Genomic DNA, 23,625 nt, shown 5'->3' with positions numbered 1-23,625 from the left:
TTATTTTCCTACAACCCATGTATCTTTGCATCCCCCACCTTGAGAAGAGTTGACGACTAATGATCCTTTTTTTAATGCTACTCTCGTAAGCCCACCTGGGCTAACCCATGAATCTTTACCTCTCAATATATATGGTCTTAAATCAACATGACATGGATATAGTTCTCCATCACATAAAGATGGAACAGTAGATAATTCTAATGTTGGTTGGGCTATGAAATTTCTAGGATTTTTTCTAATTTTATTAGCGAATTCTTCTATCTCACTGCTTGTAGATTGAGGCCCAATTAACATTCCATAGCCGCCAGCTTCAGAAACAGACTTAACAACAAGTTTTGGTAAATTTTCTAGAACATATTCTTGATCCTTTTGGTAATGACAAATATATGTTTCTACATTTTTAATAATAATTTCTTCATCAAGATAATATTTAATCATTTTTGGAACAAAAGAATAAATCATTTTGTCATCTGCTATGCCTGTACCGGGGGCGTTTGCTAAAGCAACATGACCTGCCTTGAAAACATTAAGTAATCCGCTCACACCAAGGCAGGAATCTTTTCTAAAATTTAAAGGATCTAAGAAATCATCATCAATTCGTCTGTAAATGACATCCACCCTTTTTAACCCAGATGTAGTTTTTAAATATACATAATCATCATTACAAACTAAGTCATGACCCTGAACTAGTTGTATACCCATTTCTTGAGCTAAATAACTATGTTCAAAATAAGCACTGTTAAAAATTCCTGGAGTTAGTAGAACTATCTTAGGTGTGTCTGTCCAAACAGCTAGCTCTTGAAGAGTTTTTAAAAGATATGATGGATATTCATCAATTGGCTTTACTATTCTTCCAGAGAAAAGATTAGGGAAAATATTTTTCATAACTAATCTATTTTCTAAGAAATAAGCAACCCCAGAAGGACACCTTAAATTATCTTCTAAAACATGCCAATCACCTTTTCTGTCCCTTATTAAATCAAGTCCTGAAATCTGACACCATTTATTCAATGGAGGCTTGAAACCTATCATCTGCGGCCGCCAACCATCAGAACTCTCTATTAACTCTCTTGGTATTATTCCGTCATTAATAATATTTTGGGAATTATAAATATCATCAAGAAATAAATCAATTGCCTCAAGCCTTTGTTTAAGACCTTTTTCTAATATTAACCAATCATCTTTACTTATTATTCTTGGAAGTGGATCAAAAGGTAATATTCTCTCCGTACCTTTTAAACCAGTATCGTTTAGTCTGAAAGTTGCACCATGTCTTAATAATAATTTTTTTGCTGCTGAATGATTTCTATTTAATTCTTCGAGACCCATATTATCTAAAGAAGACAGAAGTGGAATTAATATTTCTCTAGCAGAATTAACATTGTCCTTAAAGTATTCATCAAAACTATTTTTAGGACGATAACTTGAAAACATATATTTCATCGTTTTATAACTTTTACTTTAGCTTCGAATCTTAATTCGTATTTATAGCTACAAAAAAAAATATTTCTTAAGTTGATCTATTTCATTATTTTGTTCATTGAAGTATATTTCTTAAAAATCTAAAACTATGAGTTCTGGTAATTGGCAATTTGTTTTTTTTAGATATTTCGCAAGCTTTCTTTTTATTCTCTCTCATAGTTTGCTGGTCCTTGATCATTTACCCGTAGGAGCGGCACTTCATGGACTTGGGGAAGTTTTTATTGCGCCTTGGGCTTTTAGGGAAAGAGCTTGGGATCTTGTAGTTATTGCAGTTTTATTTTTCTTCTTCGATATTTGGGGTCTTATAAACACTCCTTGGAGTTAACTGGTATTATTTACATACTAATTTTGGAAAAATGATATTAAAAATAAAATCTAATTTTTATCAATTGTTTAAATTAATTTTTCTTGTACTAATAACAAATATTCCTACTTTATATGCACACAATTTATTTAACGGTGGTTGCAAGGAACATTGTGGACAAAAAGTTCACGTAATTAATAATGAAAAAATTTTAAATAATTTCAACGATCAAATGGATATTGAGAGTAAAAATTCATGTTTAAATAAGTCTCTTTGTAGAGGTTGACCTCCTGAAATTATTTCAACTTGCTTTATGAAATTTTATCTTTGATGATTATCAAAGATTTCTTATTTGCTTGATAATTTTTATTAGGGGGATTGATTTGATTTTTAATTAAAAAAATAAAAGTATATATTAATGGAAGAAGTAATGAAGAAGCAGCAACTAAAGCAATTATCTGATTTAACCTAATAAATGGTTTTTTTACAAGATCCTCTCCACACAAGCCACAAATCAAAGTGCCATTTGAGGATTGTTTTTGAAATTGATATTTAGGATTGCAATAGGGGCAATAATATCTAACCATATTTTTAATTTTGTCTTTTTAATCATTATCTGTAAAAAAAGAATAATGTCATCTAATTTTTTATAAAAAAAGAGGGCTTTAATAAGCCCTCTTTTATCTTTTACTTATTTTTTCTTATGAAGTTAATAACGCACCTAAATCATGGATCCTTGTTAATAACTACTATTAAGCTAATGCTCAACAAAATTAACTAATTGTCTTTAACTGGGGCAAAAACTCTAGAATTAAGCTTGTTTCTTAAAGGGCACCTAAACGATGCAGAAGAAGGAAGCTTAGGCATTAATAAAAAATAATTGGAGCAGTTAATTAAATTAGTTCGGTTTATTCCGAAATTTCAGGCAGGCTATCGATCATTTTGAAAGACCTCCTAGAACTCAACAATATAAAATTAATAAAATATTTCTCTAAATTCAATCCGTTTTTATACGCATTGCTTTTTAATTAAAAATGTCCGAAAGTGGTAATCAATCTCGTTAATTTTTTTGCAATGTTTTTAGTAAGTTTTGCTTATTTCTTTTGTTATTCAATTCGTCTATCTTAATTTTAAATAATTGAGGAAATCTTTTATGAGAAATTCAAAAGAAGATATCAAAACTGAAAAATCAAATCCAATAGATGAATATTTTCAATGCCTTTCATATTGCGATATTCACCCAAAAGGGATAGATAATGACTGTGAGGTAATTTGTATGGAGAGACATTTAAAAGCTAACTATTGGTAATTTTATAAATTTGTCCTTTTATTTAAATCCCTTAGAAAAAAGGTTTGTACGAACTTTAAATTTCCATACATTTACAACACCTTTTGCATTAACTGCTGCAAGTGCACAATCATCAGGTCTCCAGGATATTGCCCCTACTAAATCTCCCGCGAATGCAGCCCCAACAGGGTCTCCATTACCGTCTTTTTTTAGAAAACTTGCGACAACAGAACCATCTCTAGATCCTGAGGCTACAAGCATACCTTTATTTGAAAAGGCTAGGCTCGAAATGGGTTCTGTATGGTGACATAGCTCTCCTGGCATAGTCCCCTCTGGACCATTTCCTATAAAGCTCCATACTGTAATTCTTTCACTTCCACTAGTTGCTAGTAATTTTCCACTGTCATCAAAAGAAAGGTGACTTGGTTTCCCAGGATACCCCGTCATTTCAGCATCCATTCCTGTTGATCTTCTCCAAAAATGAACTGAATTGTCTTGACTACCGCAGGCAACTATATCTCCATCAGGACTTAATTCCATAGATACCAATGATCCTTGCCATTCGAGTTTTTGATTAGTTTTATTATTAACTATGTCAAAGAATGTCACTCTTCCATAGCAAGCAGTTGCTAGCTCATTTCTATTTGACCATGTTATTGCACTTACTGTGCTTGGATGGTCTTCTGAGATCCATTTCTCTTCACCAATTTCATTAAAAACATATACTTTTTTTGAGGAAGCTATCGCTAGAAATAAACCGTCATTAGACCACTTGAGGTGTTCTACCCAACCTTTGCCAAGATCAAGTGTTTTAATAACTTTACCTTCATGGCAATTACAAATTTGAACATTTCCATCCTGACCTGATGTTGCAAAAATTTCACCCTCTGGATGAATTGCCATTGCTAGTAGACCACCAGAGTGAGTATTTTCTTTTTCCCAAATAATTTTTCCAGTATCTCCTTCGAAAGCAAAAATACCACCTGCCACGTCGCCAACAATAAATTGTTTCCCTTTAAGAGACCAGCCACATGCTATGGCATAATCACTAACTTCAGCTGTCCATCCCTCGTGGAACATGCCTCTCGGGCTAAATGGTTCTATATCAGGCATTTATCAAAGCCTTCTTGCATCTCTTTCTCATTTAGATTTCTACCGATAAAAACAAGTTGATTTCTACGAGTTTCGTTACCCCATTCTTTATCAGGTTGTGCAGTAAATAACATGTGTACTCCCTGGAAAACTATTCGCCTTGGGTTACCTGAGTAACTTATGAAACCTTTAGTTCTGAATATATCAACTCCTTTTTCTGAGAGAAGCCTTCCCATCCAAGTATTTAGTTTTTCTGGGTCAACATCTCCAAAACGCTCTATAGCAATTGACCCTACTTCATCATCATGTTCATGCTCTGCTTGCCAGAACCTTTCAGTATTAAATGGAATCTCTTTATTTTCGTCACTTTTAATGACTTTCATATTGAATTCTTCTGCAGTGTGCTGTGTAAACAAACCTATTTTTAATGGCTTTTCTATGTTCAGGATGAAGGATTTATTTCCTTTATCCTCCAATTTGAGATTTATATGTTCTCCATATGGGATAGTATTTCCAGGTTCTAGAGTATTAGCTTTTTCTGCATAAAGTCTTACGGAGGATTCAGCACCATCTTTAAGTTCCTCCTCACTCTCGCCTTGGTTAGCGAGAGCTACTAGGGACATTTCTGGATCTGGTCCTTCTTCTAGCATTAATTCATATTTACCTGCATCAAGATCGTAAACACCTGTCCATTCAAAAGGATATTCTGGTTCAAGAAATGTTGGTCTGCGTTTAAGGATCTGATCGAGATCAAATGCACTTAGATTTAAGACTGTTTCAATTGGCACTTTGGCATTCTCGGCTCGAATAATTCGAGTCATTCGGTTCATATCTCTCAATCTCGATTCAAGAGTATCTAGTGCATCATCAGAGACTAAATCAGTTTTATTAAGGACCAGAACATCTGCAAATGCTACTTGTTCTGAACTTTCATCACTCCTTCCTAGCTGCTGATCAATATGAGCAGCATCAACTAAAGTTACAATTCCATCAAGAGTAAATTCAGAACTAATTTCTTCATCCATGAAAAATGTCTGAGCAACTGGTCCAGGATCTGCTAATCCTGTCGTTTCTACTAAAACATAGTCAAACTTATCTCTTCTTTTCATAAGGTTGCCAAGGACTCTTATTAAATCGCCGCGAACAGTACAACAAATGCACCCGTTTGACATCTCAAACACTTCTTCATCGGCATTAATTACGAGCCCTTGATCTATACCTACTTCACCGTATTCATTCTCAATTACGGCTATTCTTTTCCCGTGCTCTTCACTCAATATTCTATTAAGCAAAGTAGTCTTCCCTGAACCTAAAAATCCAGTGAGAATAGTAACGGGAACTTTATCATTGATACTCATTTACTGATTTTTACTAAATAAACAATATTTTAATAATAGTAATAATAAGAAATGAAAACCGTTTTTATTAGAAAATTTTAATCTGAAAGCTTGTACCATTCAGACTCAAGATTGGAGCCAGATTCTTTATCACAGCTTCCACCTAATGAATCAACAATTGTACAAGTGTTGTGTACAGCTACTGAAACAGTATTCCCATCCATCATCAATCCATCAACAAATATTTGATCAGAAGAAATAGGAATAGAACTTTGTCTGCTTAGATTTCTTAACAGTTTGGAAGCAGGTTTTTGCTCTGGGAAAAGAGCCAAAACATTATCTTCTTTAAGTTCTTTAAGTACAGACTTTATATTTTCTGGCCTTAAGCTTGAGGAGTCTCCAAGAAAGTCAAGTAAACTAATGGTTTCAAAACCAAAAGCATCACCGTAGTATTCCATCGCCTTGTGTTTAGACACAATTACTCTGTTCTCCTCAGGAATAGAGCCTACTTGTTCGACGATCCAACTATCCAAGTCTTCCAAGATAGAATCAGCCTTTTCAAATCTTTCATTAATTAGTTTTCTGTCCCCTCTATTAAAAACAGAAATATCTTTCTTTAAACTTTTGCTTATAACATCTCCCATTTTTATGATGTTATGTGGATCATGCCATACATGTGGATCTAGACCTCCATGGTCATGATGGTGATGATGCCCCTCACCTTCATCTGGTAATTGTGCTATTGGTTCGACATCACTATTTAAAACGTCTTTAAAAAAGTGTTGAGTTGATTCAAACTCAAAAGGCATGTGTTCAGTAAAAAATATATATTGACCATCTTCTTTGATATCCACGTTAAAAACAGTGCTTTCTTTTCTTTGATCAAAGTTAAGAATAAAAGCTTTATTACTTACGATCAAAGTATCATTATTTTTCTTGCTTATTGAGTCTTTAGATCCTAATAATTCTTTAGCTAAATCTTCAGACCCTTCTATATCATTAGATTTGAGAATCACCATCTTCATTGCAGGATCTGCATATTCGCCATCGACTTTTTCAAATGACCATTTATAGGACCCTTTAGATAACTGGAATTTACCTGCCCACTCGAAAGCTCCTTCAGCGTGATCATCATGTCCTCCATGATCAGAGTGATCGTCGTGACCTCCATGATCAGAGTGGTCATCTACATCTATTGCACTAACACCTACAACAACAGTTTGCTTTTTGCTTTCCCAATTCCTCATACTTGGAGTCATTTCTTTACCAAGAGTGAATACTTTATCGGCGTTGTTAAGTAATTGAGCTTGTCTTGGATTGATCTTAAAGTCATGAACATCCTGCTTTCTATCTACTAAGCATGTAACTTCGTCAGAGGGTAATGCAATTGATTTAACTAAATCACAAACTAGTGGTTCTACTGCTACGTATGACTTTCCTTTAGCCAAAACATCCTGCCCAAAACCAGAAAATATTATTGTTCCTGCTATCACGGAATTTTTGATAATTGAATTACTTGAACTTGTTTTATTTGTTAAAAGTCTTTTCAAAATTGACATAAAAAATTATTAAATACTTTGAAATGATAATCATTTTCATTATTTAAAGCAAGTTAAGTCATCAAATGTTGTGAAAACAATATGAAACTTGTATTATTGGTAAGCTTAAAAAGTGACTTTTTTAAAGATTAATTAATGGCTACTTTAGTCGCTGAAAATTTAACCTATTCATACACAAAAAAAAATAAGCCAGTTTTAAGTAAGGTATCGGTTGAGATTAAACCTGGAACTCTAACAGCGCTAGTTGGTCCAAATGGAGCTGGCAAATCTACTCTTTTAAGAATATTGCAGGGACAATGTATTCCGGATAATGGCCAGATAACAATTGACGGGGAGAAGTTAATTAGACAAAGATCTCAAGTCTCACTTATGCCACAAAGAAGCTCTATGAATTGGAAATTTCCAATAACTGTAGAAAAACTAGTTTCATTAGGACAAATAAAATACTCAAAATCAAAAAGTAGTAGTCCTTTTCAAATAAAAGCTCTTCTTGCCAACCCTAATGCATGGATTAATAAATGTTGTGAATTGGAGGCCACAATGCAAAGAGTCGGCATTGCAAATATTGCTAACAGAAGGCTTGATTCTTTATCTGGTGGACAACAACAAAGAGCTTTATTAGCCAAAACATTAATGTCTCCAGCAAAAATTTACCTTCTTGATGAACCTTGTGCAGCTTTAGATCCACCTGCAAAGGACGATTTTCTAAAAATTGTTCGTCAACTTGCAGATGCGGGTCTTTCTTTAATGGTAAGCAGTCATGATTGGGGTTCCTCGTTAAATAGTTATGATCAAGTTATTGTTTTGGATAAAGCTGTATTGGCCTCTGGAAGCCCTGCTTCTATAAAAGATAAATTAGATGATATAAATATCAGCTCAATTGAGGATAATAATTGTTGTGATTAAAAAAATATTTAGTTTTAACTTTGTGCTTGATAGCAGTTCTGGCAAAGTCCGAAATACTCCAGGGTATGAAACAACAATTGGAATTTCTTTGGATTTGTTTTGGGTGTATGAATATCTTTTACAGGGCACCCTTTCATTTTTGATGTCTCACCACATTGAACACAAGTCAAATGATGAATGTCTCTATCTACGGGAGTGTAAAGAACCTCTCCTGTTGGGAGATGTCTAGAACGTATTAAACCATGCTTTATAAGAACTTGAAGATTCCTGTAAACAGTTGTCAGTCCCATAGCTTTTCCGCTTTCAATCAATTGTCTATGCAACTCTTGACCGCTCAGTTCATCATCACATTTATTAAGTTCTTCAAGAAGTTGCTCTTGTCTTTTGGTAATGTCAGGCTTAGTTACCATTGTTTCCGAAATCTTTTTTTGTCCCGTATTTTTGATCATACCGAATCTTTAGATTAATGTCTTTTATTAATAGCAGTTGGTGGCTTGTTCCTTTAATAATAACTATTTTTTCAGGAATTCTATGTCCAGCGATGGGAACTGTATTAATAACACATAGGAGATTACTTCAAGTAAATTTAATTTCTCACTGCGTTTTACCAGGACTTGCTTTAGCCTTAGCGCTTGGAATTCATCCTTCAATTGGTGGGGTTATCAGTGGTCTTTTAGGTTCTGTAATTGCGGAAAGTTTAACTAATAAAAATAGTGAAAACTATGAAGCAATAATGAATACAATATTAGCCGGAATGCTTGGGTTTGGAGTCCTTATTATCCCTCTACTCGGAATAAGGATTGATTTGGAGGCAGTATTATTTGGCGATTTATTGACAGCAAATTTTGGAGATTTACTTAGAACAATAATTGCTTTTTTAGTATTTATACTTTTAATGACTTTTGGATATGAAAAGGTTGTTTATGTGGGATTGGATCCAGAAGGTGCATCCGCGAGTGGTATAAACGTTTCTTTATTAAATCTTGCTTTGAGTTTTACAACGGCATTAGTAATTGTTAGTTCAATGTCAGCAGTGGGAGTAATTCTTGTAATTGCTCTCCTTTCTACCCCAACTTTGTTAGGGCTAAATAAGGCTCATAGTTTAAGAATTGCAATGATGAGGTCTTCATTTTTTGGATTATGCATCTCACTTCTGGGGTTTATTCTCTCTATAGTCTTTAATTTGTCGCCTGGGCCTGCAATTAGTGTTATTTGTGTCGCATCTCTTTTGATTCCTAAACTTCGCAAATAATTAAATCTTAAATGTCCAGTCAGAGTTTAATGCTTGAGCTTCTGGATTGTTTTTTAAAGCTACTTCCATAGCCTCTTTTTTATTATTAGCTATAACAACTTCATCAAATACTTTTCCATTTTTTTTGAGACTTACTTTGAAACGCATAAAAAAATTTTTTCAATTAATCAAAAGTTAACGACTAAGCAGCTAGATTTAAATACTTTTAAAAGTTAATTGATGAAATAGAAACTTTAGTTATTTTGAAGCTTTTCTACTACAGATTCTTTCTCAATCTTAGCTACATCCTGCAATCCGTTAGCATCAAACCAAGGAGCATTTTCCCAATTAAATCCTTCCCCAAAGGTATTATCGGGAGCAGCTACGTACCAGTGACATGATGAATCGGGAACATCTACAGCACATTTTGACCAGTCAGCTTCCCATTGAGGAACTTGCACCCACATTACAGAAGCTAATAAAAAAGATAAAATAAAATTCATAATTTTTGGTTAGCAAAATTTTGAAAGATTTTTTTCACATTCTTTCTTTCTTTTCTTCCAGTAATTCTCAAGTATTTGATATTTATGCTTATTTTTCAATTGAATTAAATGAATATTATTCTGTTTAAGAACTGAAGTATTTTTGATTTTCATGACTCAAGCTGTCTATGTAAAACATATTTAAGACACTTTATAGATTTTTAGAAGTGAATTTATACTTAATTTTTGTCTTGCTTTTGTGTAGGTAAGTATTTTTCTGGATTATTTTCAATATAAGTAAGAGAATATTTGACAACACCCACTATTAATGAAAAAAGAGCAATTACCGAAATAATAAAAATGATTTTTTTGTAAATGTTTTTCATGGATTTTTTATTTTTATGAATATTTTTTTCATCAACGACAAATTTTTCTGAAAGATTTAAATAATTAGTAATTTATACTGTAGCCTTTTAAATTACCTACGAAGTAGATTAAATACATCAGAAACTCCTCACACACTTTTTTCTGATAACTTTAAAAGTACTCGACAGCAATGTCTGAGTACTTTTTGTATTTTATGCGATGTGACAGTTAAGATAGAGGTCTATTAGGTATTACATATTTTGAATTTAGGTGTGATATTAAATTTGTGTGTAGGAGGAATTGATTTATTTCAGTGGAAACAAGGAAACACTTGATATAAATCAATTTTAAAAAGATCTCTCTCTGAGGGATCTTTTTTTTTTGGATTATTAGAAATACATATTAAATCCTGAATATAAAAAAATAGATATTTTTTCAAAAATAATGAGAAACATCATTACAAATTAGTAATTTGATTAGTTAGATTATGTCTTGTTAAATCTTTTGTTAATGAAAATACTTTTTTTAGCAATTTTAATTAGTTCAAGCTTTTTATTCCCTTCTTCATCATTTGCCTCACATGTAGAACTAAAACCTTGTGTAGAGATTGCTCATTGTGTACGAGAGGAATGGGAGGTTAACAATATAGAGGAACCTTTTGAAGAGATTAAAACATTTATAGAAAACACTCCACGAACTGAGATTGTAGAAATTGATGGCGATTATCTTCATGCTGAGGCAACCAGTAAATGGATGAAGTATGTAGACGACTTAGAAGTATTCTTTTTACCTAAATCAAACATCTTATCAATAAGATCTGAATCAAGAGTTGGAGAAAGTGATTTAGGAGTTAATCAAAAAAGAGTTGATTTACTAAAATCGAAAATGTTTTAGGATAAAAAGTTAAAAACAACTTTTATTTTATTGTTTTTTGTATAATTTTTCCATTTTAAATAAAAATTCGCAGATAAAAAAGTGATAATTACCATTATGCCTTGATAATGGCAAATTTATTAGATTTTCTTTAAAAAGATGATCATAAATCTTATATATTTATTTTTAACTAGTTTTGTTTTTTTCTGGTTTTATATAAACATTAAAAAAAATGGACTTATATGGATCATCAAAGGTCTTTTGCAAATTGGAATATTGGTATTATTCATTGGAGGGTTTTTCAAAATATTTTTCACCTTACCCCCTAATTTATATATTAAAATAATTTTTCTTATTATTTATGCATGGTGCACTGTTGGGATAAATGTAAATTTCATGATGCCATTAATTAGTTTGGTTGATCAAAATATAGTGAAAAAATATAACTAAAATAAGCCCCTAATTTTTTAGTAAAAAATAAATCTATTTCCTTGATATTCAATAAAAATTTAAAAGATTTACTTTTTTCCTTTGGAAAGTCTTTTTCTTGTATATCTAGTCTTTAATGCCAAAACTGTCATTATATATATTCCAAATAACAAAATGATTATTCCAATAAAGTATTTCATTATTTTTTATGTAATTACTATTTCTGAGACTTATTCAATATGCCAACTTATTTTAATATATATTTCTTGAGATAAATTTCTTGTAACTGGACATTCTTTGGAAGCTTTTTTCAAAAAATCAATAGTTTCATTAGAAGTGCGCTCTGGTATAAAAATATCTATTATTAGTTCTTTTATCTTCCTCTCGCTATTTTGTGTCATTATTTTTTCAATATTTAAATATATACCTTTCAAATCAAATCCTTTCGATTTAGCTTTGATTGCCATAATGGTTAGCAGGCAAGTACCTAGAGATGTTGCTAATAAATCAGTAGGGGAAAAACTTTCACCTTTGCCACAGTGATCTAAAGGTGCATCCGTTCTAATAAAACTTCCAGATTGTAGATGAATAGCTTCACAGTTTAAATTTCCTAAATAAGAACATTTCACTTTAGTCATTTGAAAAAATTAAATTAGGAAAATATTATTAATAAAAAAATTTTGGAACATAACAAGTTTATTGATCAAAAAATTTTTATTTAAATATTAGTGGAGTATTAAGGAAAGTAATCATTCAAGTTTTGAAATCAGTTTTTATATCCATATTCATCTAAGCAATACTCAATTAATTCAATTGATTTATTAAGAGTTCTTTTATTTTTATTTTCTAGATCGAAGCATTCATTTAAAACACCTATGGTTTTATTTAAGATTATTTCTTCTTGATTTTTTAAATCCTTAACTTGATTTATATAAATTAATTTTTTAATCCCAATAAGGGAAAATATAATTATTGATATTGTAAAAATTGCTATTTTGACTTTATTCATATAATTAGTTATTACAAATATTTTAATTTATTTAATATCTAAAAACTTCATATAACAGATAGAGCTAGGTAATTACATATGTAGCTGCTGTTATTGCACTAGCAGTAATTGAAATAAAGATGGATGGAACAACCTTTAAAGGAATATATAAATTATTTTTAGACATTACAAGTACCTTTATAAAAATTCCTATATTACCTTTAAACTTTATAAGTCTTCAAATATTCAAATTAATTTTCTTAGCAAAAATCAATGCTTTTTAAAGATTAAAAAATATTATATTCATTGAATTTTCATTAAATAAAGTATCTCTAAATCCTGTCTTGAGTCTGATATTTTTCTTTTTAAGAAGATTAATTCTTCTTGGCTCATTTTTGATTCTTTTATCATTAATTCTGATTGTTCAATAGCGTGTTCTATATTTCTAATTTTAATTTCTCTTATTGAGGGATCATCTTTACAGGCTTTTTTAGTATTCGCATCTAACATATGTAATAAAAAATCACCTTGAATATAAACTAAATTAAAACTTCATTATGCTACTACCGCAAATTTAATTAAAATAAATTATTATTAAGATAAGAGCTTTAACCTTAGCTAACCCTCTCTTCCATTAATCGAGTGGGTTTTTTTAATGGTGTAATATACTTCTAGCATTTACTATTATTTTGGAAGACTCAAAACTTAATCCTGAGGAAAATAATTCAATCGAAAAGGGCCCAAATTTGACTGAAGACAATACAGATCTTAATGAAGAGAATAAAAAAGAAGAGAATGTTAAGGCATTTAAAGAATTTCTAGAGACAGCGAGTAATCAAGATTCTTTAGAAGAAAAAGTAAAGCTTGATTCCGATAAACAAAAAATAAAAAAAGATGACTCACTTTTTATGAGAATTCTTAATAAAGGATTTGATGGCATTTCTACTAATCCAAACCATAAAATGTTGGCATTATTAATAATCCTTTTAATTAATTTGTCTGTATTTCTAGCGATCGGTAATATTGGTAAAGCGTTTTTAAGAAATGCAGGAATATTGGGTTAGAAATTATTTATTTCTTTTTGTATGTTCATCTTTACAATTTTGACTCTTAAAATGAAACTGTGATATTTTCTTTTTAAATTAATTTCTAAAAAAAATTTGGATAATAAAGAGCCTGAAAATCCAGTTATTTATCTTTCTAATTTGGTTAAAAAGTTAGATGTAAAGAATAGAAATGGTTTATTAGCTTTAGCAATATTAAATATTTTAGTAATTCTTTTATTTAAATTTTATTTGAAAGGGACTGGATTATTATCTTGAATTTATCTACTAGTAGTTTTATTCAGCATTCTCAAATTGCTTTGCTAATCTAAATGCCTTCTTAATTATTAGAAAGCCACCATATGCTCCTGCAATTAAAGGTAATACTATTAAAGGATTAGGGGAATATTCTGAATAACTTTTTGCTCCATCAACATATTTATATCCTGAACATTTAAGAAAGAGAAAGCTAAAAAATGTGATACTCCATCCTATGATTGATAAAAAACCACCTTTTTTATCTCCTTCATAGAATCTGTCTAAGCCTAAGCCCCATCCACCTATTAAAAATATTCCTCTAACGAGTGAGTTTTTTTCTTGATTCCTAAGCATAATAAAAAATTGTTCACTATGAACATAACCTATTCTTGTTTGACATGCGAGATGTCTTTATTAATTAATCTTTAAGATAAATATTTTTTATAGATTTACTCTAAAAATCACTAAGAATATTAGTCAGTCTTTTAAATTAATTATTTGATAATTTATCTGGACTCAATAAAGAAATTGAAGGCCTTATATAAATAAAAATAGACCCATAAATATCCTGCATAATTCTCATTTCTTCGTCTAAATATATAATTGAGACCTGACAATTTGGTGATTCTTTATTCCAAGGTAACTTATTCCATACTTCTTTTACTGGATACCATCTATCCATCAATAATTTACTAAAGAATGGAATCTTATTAAGTCCATCAACTTTGGAAACTTTTGTCTTTTGTAAGTTCATATCAAGCAAATTATTTTTTAAAACCAAATCATTTGCTAGGGTTATTACTCTTCCACCAAAAGTAGGTAAAAGTTTGAACCAACCTAATATGGGAATTGTTGTAAGCCCAAATATTATAGTGTCAAAGGTGGATGTGAATTCTTTTTTATCAAAATCAATCTTTTGAGCAATTCTCCCAATAGTAGATATTCCAAAGGACCCAACTTGCAATTGATGCAATTTAAAAAAAAGATTACTTTTAAATTCATCATTTAATGCCTTTTCAATAGCAAGGAAGAAAGGAGAACTACGGAATAATTCAACATTAGAAAAAATCAATTCCCATTCCCCAGACAATGATTGTTCTGATATTTCGAAATTAAAACTTTTAAGAGATTCAATCAAATCCTCAATTTCATTTGCTTTTTCCTCATAAATAGGTGCAACTAATTTATTTAGTCGTTGCCCTCTATCTGTAACAGCAGCTATCTTATATATATTTGTTTTTATTTCTTCAATTTCTCTCATAACTCCAATAGAAGAATACTCATTAATCTTAGGAATTTAATTTGAATTTGATGACAATTTTAATAATGCTGGTAAAAAAAATTCAATTAATATTCTCCCCACCTTTTACCAATATCAAAACCCCATGCAGAGGTTAATCTAATTACCTCATCATGATTCTTGCATTTTGAAAGGGATAACTTTTTACTTGGATTATTTTTAATAAGCTCAGCAATTTGATTAAGTTGTTCTATCTTTTTTAAAAAATTACTTAGATCTTTATGTGACATTTATCTAGGAACTGAATTTCTGATCATAAGTGAATATGTAGTAAAGAATCCAAGCAACTCCGATAATCAGAATTGCAATCATTATATTTACTGACCAAACAACTTCTATCATTTTTTGTTTTTATTTAATTTAAATATATCCAAAATATATATTTAATTAACCATTAATAATTCAAATCTCAGATAATACATTACTATTTTTAAACGTTTAAAATGGTTTTAAATACTATTAAAATTATGGGAGAAGCTAAGAGAAGAGAAGAGTTAGGCTTGCCGCCTAGAGAAAAGAAAAAGGAAAAAACATCGAAAAATAAATTTAATGAAATATTGAGTAAATATCCATATTTACCATTTATTTTAGGTTTTTCATTATTAGCAATATTGATTACTGACTTAGTGAACTACTACAAATAGTCATAAAAAAGGATTCAATTTTTGAAGAAAAGATTATTTTCGCAATTGCGAAATTATTTTTCCATAATAAAAATTTATGAAACCTTTTAATACCTCATGTGCCTTAATTTTAGGCTCACTATCTTTGTTTCCAATATTTACTGCTAATGCAGGTGGCTGCAGTTCTCATACAGAGAAGAAGGCAGAAATTGAATGCTTGTCTGATGATAAAAAATGTATAGATGCGAAAGAAAATGAATTACTATATAAAGTTGAGGCTTAAATTTTTGATAATCTTGGAATTGCTTTAGTACAGGCATTAGTCTTCTTTGTTGTTTTTGGTTTTATTTTTTCAATCTTTATTCTCAGAAAAAAAACAAAAATTCAAAATTAAATCCTAAACAAACAAAGATTTCCGACACAAAATAATCAATTAAAAAAGAGTCTAATAAAGGTTTATTTAATAGAAAATCAAAACCTGTTGAGGAGAATTAACCAGTAAAAAAAAGGGATTATTTGTGAGGGAAAAAGAAGTTATTAAAGAAGAGATTAAACCAAAGAAGAAAGGTTGCTTTAAATAGATATAGCTATTAGAAATCTATTTTGATATCTTTTATACAAAAAATATTTTTAGTAACTTTATAATTAATTTAAGTTAATACTAAAAATGAATCATAGAGAAATCACAAAAAAATATAGTGAGTTACTCAATAAGGCTGAATTTGCTACTGGCCGTAAGGAAGTTGTTGGGCTTTTAAAAAAAGCTGCTAAATTGAAATCTCAGATAGAAATCAATTATTAGATATAGAAATTTGTATAATTCTAAATGTAAAAAATTTTTTTAAATAAGTTTTTACATGAGATAATCTGCATATATTATTTTTCTTATGAATAAAAAAGGTTATACAACCGAAAGCGGTGGTAGACAGAATGGTTTTGCAATAGAGCCAGAAATTAATCCCATATCAGAAGGCGAATCAAAGAAATCTATATTTTTATTTATTGGAATATTATTACCTTTTTTAATAGGCGGTTTTTATTACTTAAGGACTCTAAATATCTTTTGATTTTCTACAAACCATTTTTAGCAATATATTCTTCTGAACTAACAATATCTTGAATTAAGCTCTCTGATGAAGGGTTAAATCCATTTTGCTCTAAAAAAGACTTAACCTTTTCAAATTTCTGTTGAATTTTTTTTGTATATGGAGTTGTCATCAAATAATCATCTTTTTCTGTTGAGTAGTTCATTTGATTAACTAATTGCTTTTACACTAACAATTTTGCAAAATATCCAATTGGTAATGAAGTTATAAATATTACATAAATAATTTAATAGTAATAAATACTTATAAGATGTTTTTCTGTGATCAGCATGTTTGATTTTTTAAAGAGTGCTTATAGTAACAAGTTCCATTAAATCTCTCGACTGGAGATATTTCTGAAATACTTCAGAATAAAATGCTTTTTTAGCAGCAAATTTTGATTCGAATTCTATTACTAATCCAAGCTGCCCTCCATCCCATTCATTTGAGGTTGATTCTTGGATTAAATCTCTTTTTACTATTACTCCTCCCACAGATTTAATCCATGGCAAAACTGTTCTTATATATTCCAGAAATAATTCAGCATTTGGGATTGAAATTTTCTTTAGCCAATAGCTCTTTGTCATCAAATCAACATATTCTGGGTAGAATATAGCATATGGAGGTGAGTATTTATCCTTAGCTTTATACTTGGCGTTTATTAAATGGAATTCGAAGATCAATTATTAAATTTGATTCTTTATATCTAAAAAGTGCAGATAAGATTTGTGTTATGAATGAGATTAGTAATTAAAAAAAGGGTGGTTAGAAACAACTTTCTTAACTATAAATACATTTAATCTACAGACTTGATGAAGGTACTTTATTTACTTTAAGAAAAATAAAATCATCGACTTGATTCAAGAATTTTAAGCAATTTATTAAAATCTTTTAGAAATATAAATTAATTATTTATCCAAATAGACTTTAAAAAGAAATAAATTGGAAAATATTTAAAAGATTCTTTAGGTATTTCATAACTTAAGAATTTTAGTGCATCTTCTAACCAGTAACCAATATCAAATCCTAAAAGAATTTTTTCTACAATAAACCAAAATTCTTTATCAAATATAATTCTGAAGTTTAAGTAAATATATTCCCAATGAAAGGTATTCCAATATTGGGTTAAAAATGAGGATAAAATAAGCCAAAATGATATAAATAGAAAACTTTTAAGAAATTTATAAAATTTTTTCATGTATCAGCAACTCTTTCATGAAATTTCTATTATCACTAATTATTATTTGGATCAAATTTTATTTCCATCAAATATATCCAAAAAGATATAAAAATATAGAGAAAAATATTAAATTTTTGTGGAATTAATAATCTATTCTTCTTTTTTTAGATTCTGTGCTTTTAAATTTTTATTCTTAAGAAAAAATCCTAAAAACAGAAAAGCAAAATATATTAGTAAACTTGTGCCAAAAATTAAAACTATCTTTGAAATATCCATAAATGATTTTTTTTAATATAAATTACAGCATTTTTTGCGAAGTTTTATCTATGGTAATGATTTTTCATTTATCACGATAACTTGCTGCAATAATTAAGCTAATAAATATTATTTAAATCATATGCAAGTAGCTTTTGCCTGGAGTCTTTGTCTATCAGTTGGTGTTGTTTTATTATCTATTATTCCATTAACTTTAGGGAGAGTTAAAGCAGGATATTCTATTGAAAATATGTCTGCTCCAAGGGCCTTATTCGACGAATTACCTTCTTTTGGTAAAAGAGCAGTTTGGTGTCATCAAAATTGTTGGGAAAGTATTTCCCTACATGCTCCGGCATGTCTTCTTTGTTTGATTACTTTAACTGACTCTAATATTTCAATAATTGCAGCATTGATCCATCCTATTTTCCGTTTTTTATATATTGGTGCCTATATATTTAATATCCCAACAGCTAGAGGTTTAATGTGGGCCTCAGGGATTTTTACTACACTTTTGCTGTACAAAGAGGGCTTAACACAATTGTTGTAGAGTGTTTAAAGAATAAACTTTTCTATATCTTTCAATTGATATTCATTGATTAGTTTTACTTTATTTGATTTTGCTAGTTGATGGGCAGACTTTGTAAAGCCAGATTTTGAGACTATTATTGCATGTGTACCTTTCCAAAATAATTTACCAGCTGAAATTTCCTGCACTGCTTTATTTCCAATAGCTTTTTCATGATCTTTGCATTGAATACATATTCTTAAATCATTTATTGACGCAATTAAGTCAACCCCTTGATCTCCAGTATTAGGGGTTTCTTTAACTTCCCAGCCATATTGTTTGAGGATTTTCATGCAATGATTTTCAAATTTAATACCTTTTTTATAGCTTTCGTTAATTTTTTTTGAATAATCATTTTCTATTAGGTTTAGGCATGATTTCTCTATTTGACTTGCTATGAATACAAACCAATCTTCATTTTCAAGATTTCTAATGGATCCAATTATCTCATCATCAATAGTAGGATTCTCATCACAATAAGATCTCCACTTTTCGAAAAATAATTCCATACTTCCAAATTTTTTTAAAATTATTTTTTCCCAAAAGTATGGTATACCCTCTTTAAATCGCTTGGAACCATTATATATATTGATCTCTATAGCTTTCTCATCAAGAGGTGGATTGCCAATCCATTTTTTATAATCCTCGTTACCGTAAGCATCTATTTCCCTTAATCTAATCCTTTCCTCTAATAAATTGTATTTGTTTTCTTCTATTAAATTATTAATTGTTTGAATAAAGAAATTTGAATTTAAGGCATTATTTAATCTAAACCTTTTCTTTTTAATTTGACAATCCCTTGCAATTATAAAAATTAAAAAAATGATAAAAATAATTAAAATAAAAAAAAATTTCATTAAAGATTTTTATTCTCGATCTAAAAAGTTTTTGTTTTTCTTATAACAAAATTATTTTTTGTTATTACTGAAGATTCATTTACTTCAAAACCATTAATTGCTGATATTTCTCCTTTTATACCCTCTAATGTTAATTGCTCGATAATGCCTTTTATTACTTCATCTTCGACCAATTTTCTATCAATCCTTTCAGGTGTGATGTCTGTCAGCCATTTTGAGGTCTTTTTTTTAACAACCTCTGTAGGATTTGTTATTTTTAAGTAGATAGCCATTTTTTAAGTCTTTCAGTTGAATTATAAGCATTAAATCTTCCTAACTTTTATTATTGTCATTACTTTCCCACTCAAGAAATTGAAAAACAAAAATTGAAAAGATAGAGAAAAACACTATAAACAATCCTAACCAGCCTATGAATTTGTGCTCTGTAAAAAGATTTGTAAGCATTGATTTTTCTTGATATCTTGATTCCATTTCATATTGGTAAGAGTCAATAACTTGAAATATATTCATAATTAATAATTTAATAAATCGTTCAAGTAGCGAATAATAATTTCAACCGTTTAATTTATTAAAGGCTTCAGATAGGAAATCTGGTCTTTTTCTTATTATAGAAAAATTCAGTTTATTTATTAAGACTAAATTGACTTCAGCAATGGTTAAGATTTCATTTTCCTTGCTAAGAAATTTTGAAATTACATTTATCCTAGGACTTTTTTCAATATTGAATTCACTCTCGAGTGTTATTTTTTCACCAAGAAATAATGGAGATTTATATTTTATTGAAGTATTGATTAAAGGTAAATCTAAGCCTTTTTTAGTTAGTTCGAAATAACTTATACCTACTTCTAAAAGTGCATTTATTCGGCTTTCTTCAAGCCAATTAAAATATGTACCGTGCCACATTACTCCTGCATGGTCTGCATGTTGAGGTAAAACAATTTTTTCTATTTTCCAAGATGGTTTTGAGTTCATTTTTTATTTAAAAAATATTTTTAATCAATGAAAAAAAAGCTAATTCTGATATCGTAGATTATTATTCTTTATTAATATAAGAATCACCAAAACTATATTTATAAATTTATGTTTAATCGTAATAATAGGGGTAGAAAAATGAAGAAGATTTTTCAATGGGAAGAATATTTAAATTGGAAAAAAATGACAAAAGACCAGAAATTAAATTTCAAGAGGGCCTGCTTATTCCCATTTCTCGTTTATATAGTTTATGTTTTTCTTAATCAGTACTCCTTAGCAATTCTTTTATTAGTAGGTCTTTATTTTTTAATTAGATTCAAAAATAGAAATAAGTTGGGCAGATGAATATTTTTCACCTTGATTTATTTAGATTTGTTTTGAAAAAATCATTTTTTTCTAAATAACTTTATTGGCATAAGAGGATAGTATTAGATAAATTATTTTTATGAAAAGAATTATTTTGTTTTTATTTGTATTAGTTTTTTCAATATTTTCTAATACGAATAATTTATTAGCAAAAGAAATTGGAAATAACATTAAAGATGATATTTCTAATGAAATTGAAGTCATTAAGCCTGATAATAATAAAAAAATTAATATTTCTAATTCTTCTGCAGAAGATATATTTGGTGATGAACAAACATTTCCATTCGTTGCAGGTTTAGGAAAAAATGCAGCCCATTGACTTCAAAGTTCTTTATGATGTAAAAAAACTTTTTTTCTTACTAATGAAAGGTCTTAGGGTTCTAGAGCTTTCTGAAGCACTTAATATTGATAGTTCTGATTTATTAGCCGTATGTGCAATTTTAAAATTTAAAGCATCTTCTAGATTAAGTATGCTTTCATTTGAAGAATGCAAAAAAATTACTAATTATTATGAAAATAATAATTAGATTTTTTCTTATAAAAATATTTCTTGTTATTTAATCTCTTTAATCATTGATACTAAAGTTGAATGAATCTCTTCTTCAGATATTTCATTTTTAAAATTTATAATTGCTGATTGCCCATCGTATTTGATTTTAATATAAATGTTATTAATTTCTTCCATATGAGCATTCTCAAAGTTTGATATCTTCCCATAATGAATAAGATATTTGTGAACCGAATCAAGATGATCATTGTTCATATGATCACAAACTCTTTTACTTGTTTCTTTACTAATTATTTTCATTTGGAGAATGAATTTATTTTAAGTTAATGTATTTTTCTCATTATTCAAAGTTTTAATCATTTTATTTATTAAATTTTTAACTTCATTTTTATCAACAGCTCTAACCAAATTGTTTCGTAAATTTGAAGCACCTTTAAAATCTTTGCATGTCCAAGAAATATGTTTCCTAGCTATTAACAAGCCGTGATCTCCTTTTTCTTTGATTAACTCATCAAGATGCTCAATAATTAAATATAGTTTTTGCTCTAGGTTTGGTTCTTTGAAATTTTTAATTTGTCTAATTGCATAATCTATTTCTCCTAATTTCCATGGGGATCCTAAAATCCCTCGTCCAATCATTACACCATCAGCATTTGTTTTTTTTAAGCAATTAATAGCATCTTCTGGATTTTTGATATCTCCATTAGCAATTACTGGAATTTCCAATAAATTCTTAAGTCGTCCGATCATTTCCCAATCTGACTTACCTGAAAATCCCTGCTTTCTAGTTCTTCCATGTAGTGTGATCATCGTTGCTCCTGCATCTTGAAGCTTAAATAAAAAATCCTCTATATTTTCTTCTTTACTATCCCATCCGAGCCGTGTTTTTACTGTTACCGGGATTTTGACAGCCTTTACTACTTTTTTTACTAATTCTATTGCTAGTTTACGATCTTTAATTAAAGCACTGCCTCCTCCTTTCTTTGCAATCTTTTTTACTGGACATCCCATATTTATATCAATTAAAAAAGCTCCAAAGTCTTCAGCTTGTTTTGCAGCTTCGGAAACAGCATGTGGTCTATTATCAAATATTTGTACTCCTACTGGACCTTCTTCTAAAACTATTTGATTGAGTTTTTTTGTGCCAAATCCTTTTTTAAGACTTGTAGCATTTATCATTTCTGTAAAAAGTAAAGAGTTAGGTGCCCATTTACGAACAAGTCGCCTAAAAATGTTATCTGTAACGCCTGCTAGAGGCGATAGCATTACCTTACTTTTAATTATCCTGGTAATACCTTTTCCTTTTAGCTTTATATTTGAAGACATATAATTTTAGATTTATAATATCTTAATTTAATATAAATTCTGTTAAAGAGTTGACTTTATATTTATGACTTTATTTATTTAAATTTTAATAAGTGCATTTATTTAAATAAACCTAATTCATTACTTTTTTTGCTAGTTTATATTTAATTCATATTCTAAAAAAGGAAATTATTACTTGTTTAATTTAATATATATTATCCTTCCAATAATCATTTTTATTGTTCCAATAAATGTAAAAGCAATCCAAGTTAATTTGGATTTATCAAGTGCTCAGACATCCGTAGGTAAAAGATTTGCTAATGTTTATTGTGATGCTAAAAGAGAAGGATTAGATTCTGAATTTGCTAGTGAATATGCTTTAAATAATACATATTTAAAATTTGCAGCTTTTCCAGATGATGATGAATATTTGGACAATCTGTGGGAATTTACTCATAACAATATAATAAATAATTGTGGAGAATTTGTAGATATAAATGATTTAAAAGAATTAGAAATATTTTTTAAAGAGGAGGGCGTAATTGCATCAAATAGAGATCTTTATTTACCAACTTTTGAGAATAATTAGATTTAATATTAAACATGTACTAAAATATAATGAGAATGTAAAAAATAATGAAACTATTTGGTTTAAATTCACCAGAAATATTCATAATTTTAATTGTTTTGCTCTCAATTTTAGGTCCGCAAAGAATTGAAAAAGGTTTATTATTATTAAAAAAATTACTAAAATTCCTTTTAAGTGAAGAAGAAACAAAAGAAGCAGAGGCAAAATTAGAGGAACCAGAAAAAGATGAAGTTAAAGAAGAAACAAAAGAAGCAGAGGCAAAATTAGAGGAACCAGAAAAAGATGAAGTTAAAGAAGAAACAAAAGAAGCAGAGGCAAAATTAGAGGAACCCAAAAAAAGTGAAGTTAAAGAAGAAACAAAAGAAGAAGAGGCAAAATTAGA

General features: G+C 29.2%; 39 protein-coding genes and 1 pseudogene. 17 read left to right on the top strand and 23 right to left on the bottom strand.

All coding sequences use genetic code 11. The features are described from left to right. Entirely contained in the window at positions 1-1,443 is a 1,443-nt protein-coding gene (locus tag HA146_RS05505) for a circularly permuted type 2 ATP-grasp protein (protein WP_209108574.1), read from the bottom strand. 127 nt (positions 1,444-1,570) lie between these two features. On the opposite strand from HA146_RS05505, the gene HA146_RS05500 reads away from it, so the two are divergent. Continuing rightward, entirely contained in the window at positions 1,571-1,807 is a 237-nt protein-coding gene (locus HA146_RS05500) for a hypothetical protein (RefSeq protein WP_209108573.1), read from the top strand. Between the two features lie 31 nt (positions 1,808-1,838). After that, positions 1,839-2,072: a hypothetical protein gene (locus HA146_RS05495; RefSeq protein WP_209108572.1), complete on the top strand. Its 234-nt coding sequence runs from the start codon at positions 1,839-1,841 to the stop codon at positions 2,070-2,072. A 25-nt stretch (positions 2,073-2,097) separates the two neighbouring features. On the opposite strand, the gene HA146_RS05490 is transcribed toward HA146_RS05495, so the two are convergent. Further along, positions 2,098-2,373 carry a DNA gyrase gene (locus HA146_RS05490; protein ID WP_209108571.1) on the bottom strand — a complete coding sequence of 92 codons (276 nt, stop codon included), beginning with the start codon at positions 2,371-2,373 and terminating at the stop codon, positions 2,098-2,100. A gap of 566 nt (positions 2,374-2,939) precedes the next feature. Between HA146_RS05490 and HA146_RS05485 the strand changes: the two genes are divergently transcribed. Further along, a complete protein-coding gene (locus tag HA146_RS05485) occupies positions 2,940-3,095 on the top strand; it encodes a hypothetical protein (RefSeq protein ID WP_209108570.1) in 156 nt (51 codons plus the stop codon). An 18-nt stretch (positions 3,096-3,113) separates the two neighbouring features. On the opposite strand, the gene HA146_RS05480 is transcribed toward HA146_RS05485, so the two are convergent. The 3 genes from HA146_RS05480 to HA146_RS05470 form a co-directional block, all read right to left on the bottom strand. Further along, complete coding sequence (locus HA146_RS05480; protein WP_209108569.1) at positions 3,114-4,187, bottom strand: WD40 repeat domain-containing protein; 1,074 nt, start codon at positions 4,185-4,187, stop codon at positions 3,114-3,116. Continuing rightward, complete coding sequence (locus HA146_RS05475) at positions 4,175-5,524, bottom strand: CobW family GTP-binding protein (RefSeq protein ID WP_209108568.1); 1,350 nt, start codon at positions 5,522-5,524, stop codon at positions 4,175-4,177. Before HA146_RS05475 ends, HA146_RS05480 begins: the two co-directional genes overlap by 13 nt. Before the next feature lie 77 nt (positions 5,525-5,601). Beyond that, on the bottom strand, positions 5,602-7,062 hold the full coding sequence (locus HA146_RS05470; RefSeq protein WP_209108567.1) for a metal ABC transporter solute-binding protein, Zn/Mn family: 1,461 nt from the start codon (positions 7,060-7,062) through the stop codon (positions 5,602-5,604). A 135-nt stretch (positions 7,063-7,197) separates the two neighbouring features. Here HA146_RS05470 and HA146_RS05465 point away from each other — a divergent pair, with 135 nt between their 5' ends. Next, positions 7,198-7,968, top strand: a complete 771-nt coding sequence (locus HA146_RS05465) for an ABC transporter ATP-binding protein (protein WP_209108566.1) — start codon at positions 7,198-7,200, stop codon at positions 7,966-7,968. A gap of 14 nt (positions 7,969-7,982) precedes the next feature. Here the strand turns inward: HA146_RS05465 and HA146_RS05460 are convergent, their stop codons facing one another. Further along, positions 7,983-8,417 (bottom strand): Fur family transcriptional regulator, encoded by a 435-nt coding sequence (locus HA146_RS05460; RefSeq protein WP_209108565.1) that lies wholly within the window; start codon positions 8,415-8,417, stop codon positions 7,983-7,985. 17 nt (positions 8,418-8,434) lie between these two features. On the opposite strand from HA146_RS05460, the gene HA146_RS05455 reads away from it, so the two are divergent. Then, positions 8,435-9,220 (top strand): metal ABC transporter permease, encoded by a 786-nt coding sequence (locus HA146_RS05455; protein WP_209108564.1) that lies wholly within the window; start codon positions 8,435-8,437, stop codon positions 9,218-9,220. On the opposite strand, the gene HA146_RS05450 is transcribed toward HA146_RS05455, so the two are convergent. From HA146_RS05450 to HA146_RS05440, 3 genes are all read right to left on the bottom strand, one after another. Beyond that, complete coding sequence (locus HA146_RS05450; protein ID WP_209108563.1) at positions 9,221-9,367, bottom strand: hypothetical protein; 147 nt, start codon at positions 9,365-9,367, stop codon at positions 9,221-9,223. It lies immediately after the preceding gene. 86 nt (positions 9,368-9,453) lie between these two features. Beyond that, entirely contained in the window at positions 9,454-9,702 is a 249-nt protein-coding gene (locus HA146_RS05445; protein WP_025952871.1) for a hypothetical protein, read from the bottom strand. A 9-nt stretch (positions 9,703-9,711) separates the two neighbouring features. Further along, positions 9,712-9,855 (bottom strand): hypothetical protein, encoded by a 144-nt coding sequence (locus HA146_RS05440; protein ID WP_209108562.1) that lies wholly within the window; start codon positions 9,853-9,855, stop codon positions 9,712-9,714. 702 nt (positions 9,856-10,557) lie between these two features. Here HA146_RS05440 and HA146_RS05435 point away from each other — a divergent pair. Next, positions 10,558-10,941: a DUF1499 domain-containing protein gene (locus tag HA146_RS05435; protein ID WP_209108561.1), complete on the top strand. Its 384-nt coding sequence runs from the start codon at positions 10,558-10,560 to the stop codon at positions 10,939-10,941. A 638-nt stretch (positions 10,942-11,579) separates the two neighbouring features. Here the strand turns inward: HA146_RS05435 and HA146_RS05430 are convergent. The 3 genes from HA146_RS05430 to HA146_RS05420 form a co-directional block, all read right to left on the bottom strand. Then, positions 11,580-11,987 carry an OsmC family protein gene (locus HA146_RS05430; protein WP_209108560.1) on the bottom strand — a complete coding sequence of 136 codons (408 nt, stop codon included), beginning with the start codon at positions 11,985-11,987 and terminating at the stop codon, positions 11,580-11,582. A gap of 128 nt (positions 11,988-12,115) precedes the next feature. After that, positions 12,116-12,358, bottom strand: a complete 243-nt coding sequence (locus tag HA146_RS05425; RefSeq protein WP_209108559.1) for a hypothetical protein — start codon at positions 12,356-12,358, stop codon at positions 12,116-12,118. Between the two features lie 282 nt (positions 12,359-12,640). Beyond that, entirely contained in the window at positions 12,641-12,847 is a 207-nt protein-coding gene (locus HA146_RS05420) for a hypothetical protein (RefSeq protein WP_209108558.1), read from the bottom strand. 179 nt (positions 12,848-13,026) lie between these two features. On the opposite strand from HA146_RS05420, the gene HA146_RS05415 reads away from it, so the two are divergent. After that, positions 13,027-13,401 (top strand): hypothetical protein, encoded by a 375-nt coding sequence (locus HA146_RS05415; protein WP_209108557.1) that lies wholly within the window; start codon positions 13,027-13,029, stop codon positions 13,399-13,401. A gap of 96 nt (positions 13,402-13,497) precedes the next feature. Then, on the top strand, positions 13,498-13,659 hold the full coding sequence (locus tag HA146_RS05410) for a hypothetical protein (protein WP_209108556.1): 162 nt from the start codon (positions 13,498-13,500) through the stop codon (positions 13,657-13,659). A gap of 18 nt (positions 13,660-13,677) precedes the next feature. On the opposite strand, the gene HA146_RS05405 is transcribed toward HA146_RS05410, so the two are convergent. From HA146_RS05405 to HA146_RS05395, 3 genes are all read right to left on the bottom strand, one after another. Continuing rightward, the gene (locus HA146_RS05405; protein ID WP_209108555.1) at positions 13,678-13,992 is read right to left on the bottom strand and encodes a hypothetical protein; all 315 of its coding nucleotides are present in this window, start codon (positions 13,990-13,992) and stop codon (positions 13,678-13,680) included. A gap of 136 nt (positions 13,993-14,128) precedes the next feature. Beyond that, a complete protein-coding gene (locus HA146_RS05400; RefSeq protein ID WP_209108554.1) occupies positions 14,129-14,899 on the bottom strand; it encodes a PAP/fibrillin family protein in 771 nt (256 codons plus the stop codon). Positions 14,900-14,985: 86 nt separating this feature from the next. Further along, positions 14,986-15,168 (bottom strand): Nif11 family protein, encoded by a 183-nt coding sequence (locus HA146_RS05395; protein WP_209108553.1) that lies wholly within the window; start codon positions 15,166-15,168, stop codon positions 14,986-14,988. A gap of 213 nt (positions 15,169-15,381) precedes the next feature. Here HA146_RS05395 and HA146_RS05390 point away from each other — a divergent pair, with 213 nt between their 5' ends. The 4 genes from HA146_RS05390 (at position 15,382) to HA146_RS05380 (ending at position 16,628) form a co-directional block, all read left to right on the top strand. After that, positions 15,382-15,582: a hypothetical protein gene (locus tag HA146_RS05390; protein ID WP_209108704.1), complete on the top strand. Its 201-nt coding sequence runs from the start codon at positions 15,382-15,384 to the stop codon at positions 15,580-15,582. A gap of 76 nt (positions 15,583-15,658) precedes the next feature. Further along, positions 15,659-15,844, top strand: coding sequence for a hypothetical protein (locus HA146_RS05385; protein ID WP_209108552.1), 186 nt, complete (start codon positions 15,659-15,661; stop codon positions 15,842-15,844). Between the two features lie 384 nt (positions 15,845-16,228). Beyond that, entirely contained in the window at positions 16,229-16,363 is a 135-nt protein-coding gene (locus HA146_RS09645; protein WP_257469857.1) for a hypothetical protein, read from the top strand. 85 nt (positions 16,364-16,448) lie between these two features. Continuing rightward, positions 16,449-16,628 (top strand): hypothetical protein, encoded by a 180-nt coding sequence (locus HA146_RS05380; protein ID WP_011818547.1) that lies wholly within the window; start codon positions 16,449-16,451, stop codon positions 16,626-16,628. Between the two features lie 4 nt (positions 16,629-16,632). On the opposite strand, the gene HA146_RS05375 is transcribed toward HA146_RS05380, so the two are convergent. Together HA146_RS05375 and HA146_RS05370 are read right to left on the bottom strand one after the other, a co-directional pair. Further along, positions 16,633-16,812 carry a hypothetical protein gene (locus HA146_RS05375; protein WP_209108551.1) on the bottom strand — a complete coding sequence of 60 codons (180 nt, stop codon included), beginning with the start codon at positions 16,810-16,812 and terminating at the stop codon, positions 16,633-16,635. Between the two features lie 136 nt (positions 16,813-16,948). After that, a complete protein-coding gene (locus HA146_RS05370; RefSeq protein WP_374027179.1) occupies positions 16,949-17,329 on the bottom strand; it encodes a DUF1330 domain-containing protein in 381 nt (126 codons plus the stop codon). Positions 17,330-18,223: 894 nt separating this feature from the next. Between HA146_RS05370 and HA146_RS05365 the strand changes: the two genes are divergently transcribed. Continuing rightward, complete coding sequence (locus HA146_RS05365) at positions 18,224-18,628, top strand: MAPEG family protein (RefSeq protein WP_209108550.1); 405 nt, start codon at positions 18,224-18,226, stop codon at positions 18,626-18,628. A 5-nt stretch (positions 18,629-18,633) separates the two neighbouring features. Here the strand turns inward: HA146_RS05365 and HA146_RS05360 are convergent, their stop codons facing one another. The 4 genes from HA146_RS05360 to HA146_RS05345 are packed head-to-tail and all read right to left on the bottom strand — an operon-like array spanning position 18,634 to position 20,475. Beyond that, positions 18,634-19,503 (bottom strand): restriction endonuclease, encoded by an 870-nt coding sequence (locus HA146_RS05360; protein WP_209108549.1) that lies wholly within the window; start codon positions 19,501-19,503, stop codon positions 18,634-18,636. A 20-nt stretch (positions 19,504-19,523) separates the two neighbouring features. After that, entirely contained in the window at positions 19,524-19,775 is a 252-nt protein-coding gene (locus tag HA146_RS05355) for a hypothetical protein (RefSeq protein WP_011818540.1), read from the bottom strand. Positions 19,776-19,815: 40 nt separating this feature from the next. Continuing rightward, a complete protein-coding gene (locus tag HA146_RS05350; protein ID WP_012007830.1) occupies positions 19,816-20,013 on the bottom strand; it encodes a hypothetical protein in 198 nt (65 codons plus the stop codon). A 42-nt stretch (positions 20,014-20,055) separates the two neighbouring features. Further along, positions 20,056-20,475, bottom strand: a complete 420-nt coding sequence (locus HA146_RS05345; RefSeq protein WP_209108548.1) for an acyl-CoA thioesterase — start codon at positions 20,473-20,475, stop codon at positions 20,056-20,058. A 445-nt stretch (positions 20,476-20,920) separates the two neighbouring features. On the opposite strand from HA146_RS05345, the gene HA146_RS05340 reads away from it, so the two are divergent. Together HA146_RS05340 and HA146_RS05335 are read left to right on the top strand one after the other, a co-directional pair. Then, the gene (locus tag HA146_RS05340; RefSeq protein WP_209108547.1) at positions 20,921-21,160 is read left to right on the top strand and encodes a hypothetical protein; all 240 of its coding nucleotides are present in this window, start codon (positions 20,921-20,923) and stop codon (positions 21,158-21,160) included. Beyond that, positions 21,147-21,368 (top strand): hypothetical protein, encoded by a 222-nt coding sequence (locus HA146_RS05335; RefSeq protein ID WP_209108703.1) that lies wholly within the window; start codon positions 21,147-21,149, stop codon positions 21,366-21,368. Before HA146_RS05340 ends, HA146_RS05335 begins: the two co-directional genes overlap by 14 nt. A gap of 26 nt (positions 21,369-21,394) precedes the next feature. On the opposite strand, the gene HA146_RS05330 is transcribed toward HA146_RS05335, so the two are convergent. Together HA146_RS05330 and dusB are read right to left on the bottom strand one after the other, a co-directional pair. After that, entirely contained in the window at positions 21,395-21,649 is a 255-nt protein-coding gene (locus HA146_RS05330) for a DUF2470 domain-containing protein (RefSeq protein ID WP_209108546.1), read from the bottom strand. Between the two features lie 18 nt (positions 21,650-21,667). After that, a complete protein-coding gene (dusB, locus tag HA146_RS05325) occupies positions 21,668-22,675 on the bottom strand; it encodes a tRNA dihydrouridine synthase DusB (protein WP_209108545.1) in 1,008 nt (335 codons plus the stop codon). 175 nt (positions 22,676-22,850) lie between these two features. Here dusB and HA146_RS05320 point away from each other — a divergent pair, with 175 nt between their 5' ends. Both HA146_RS05320 and HA146_RS05315 read left to right on the top strand, forming a co-directional pair. Next, positions 22,851-23,243 carry a hypothetical protein gene (locus HA146_RS05320; protein WP_209108544.1) on the top strand — a complete coding sequence of 131 codons (393 nt, stop codon included), beginning with the start codon at positions 22,851-22,853 and terminating at the stop codon, positions 23,241-23,243. A gap of 47 nt (positions 23,244-23,290) precedes the next feature. Next, positions 23,291-23,625, top strand: a pseudogene (locus tag HA146_RS05315) (cell surface protein); the annotation flags it as partial.

Origin of the sequence: Prochlorococcus marinus CUG1416 (assembly GCF_017695965.1) — a bacterium.
GTDB lineage: Bacteria > Cyanobacteriota > Cyanobacteriia > PCC-6307 > Cyanobiaceae > Prochlorococcus_A.
Note: the sequence above shows the minus strand (reverse complement) of the source record. Positions and strands in the feature narration are given on the sequence as shown.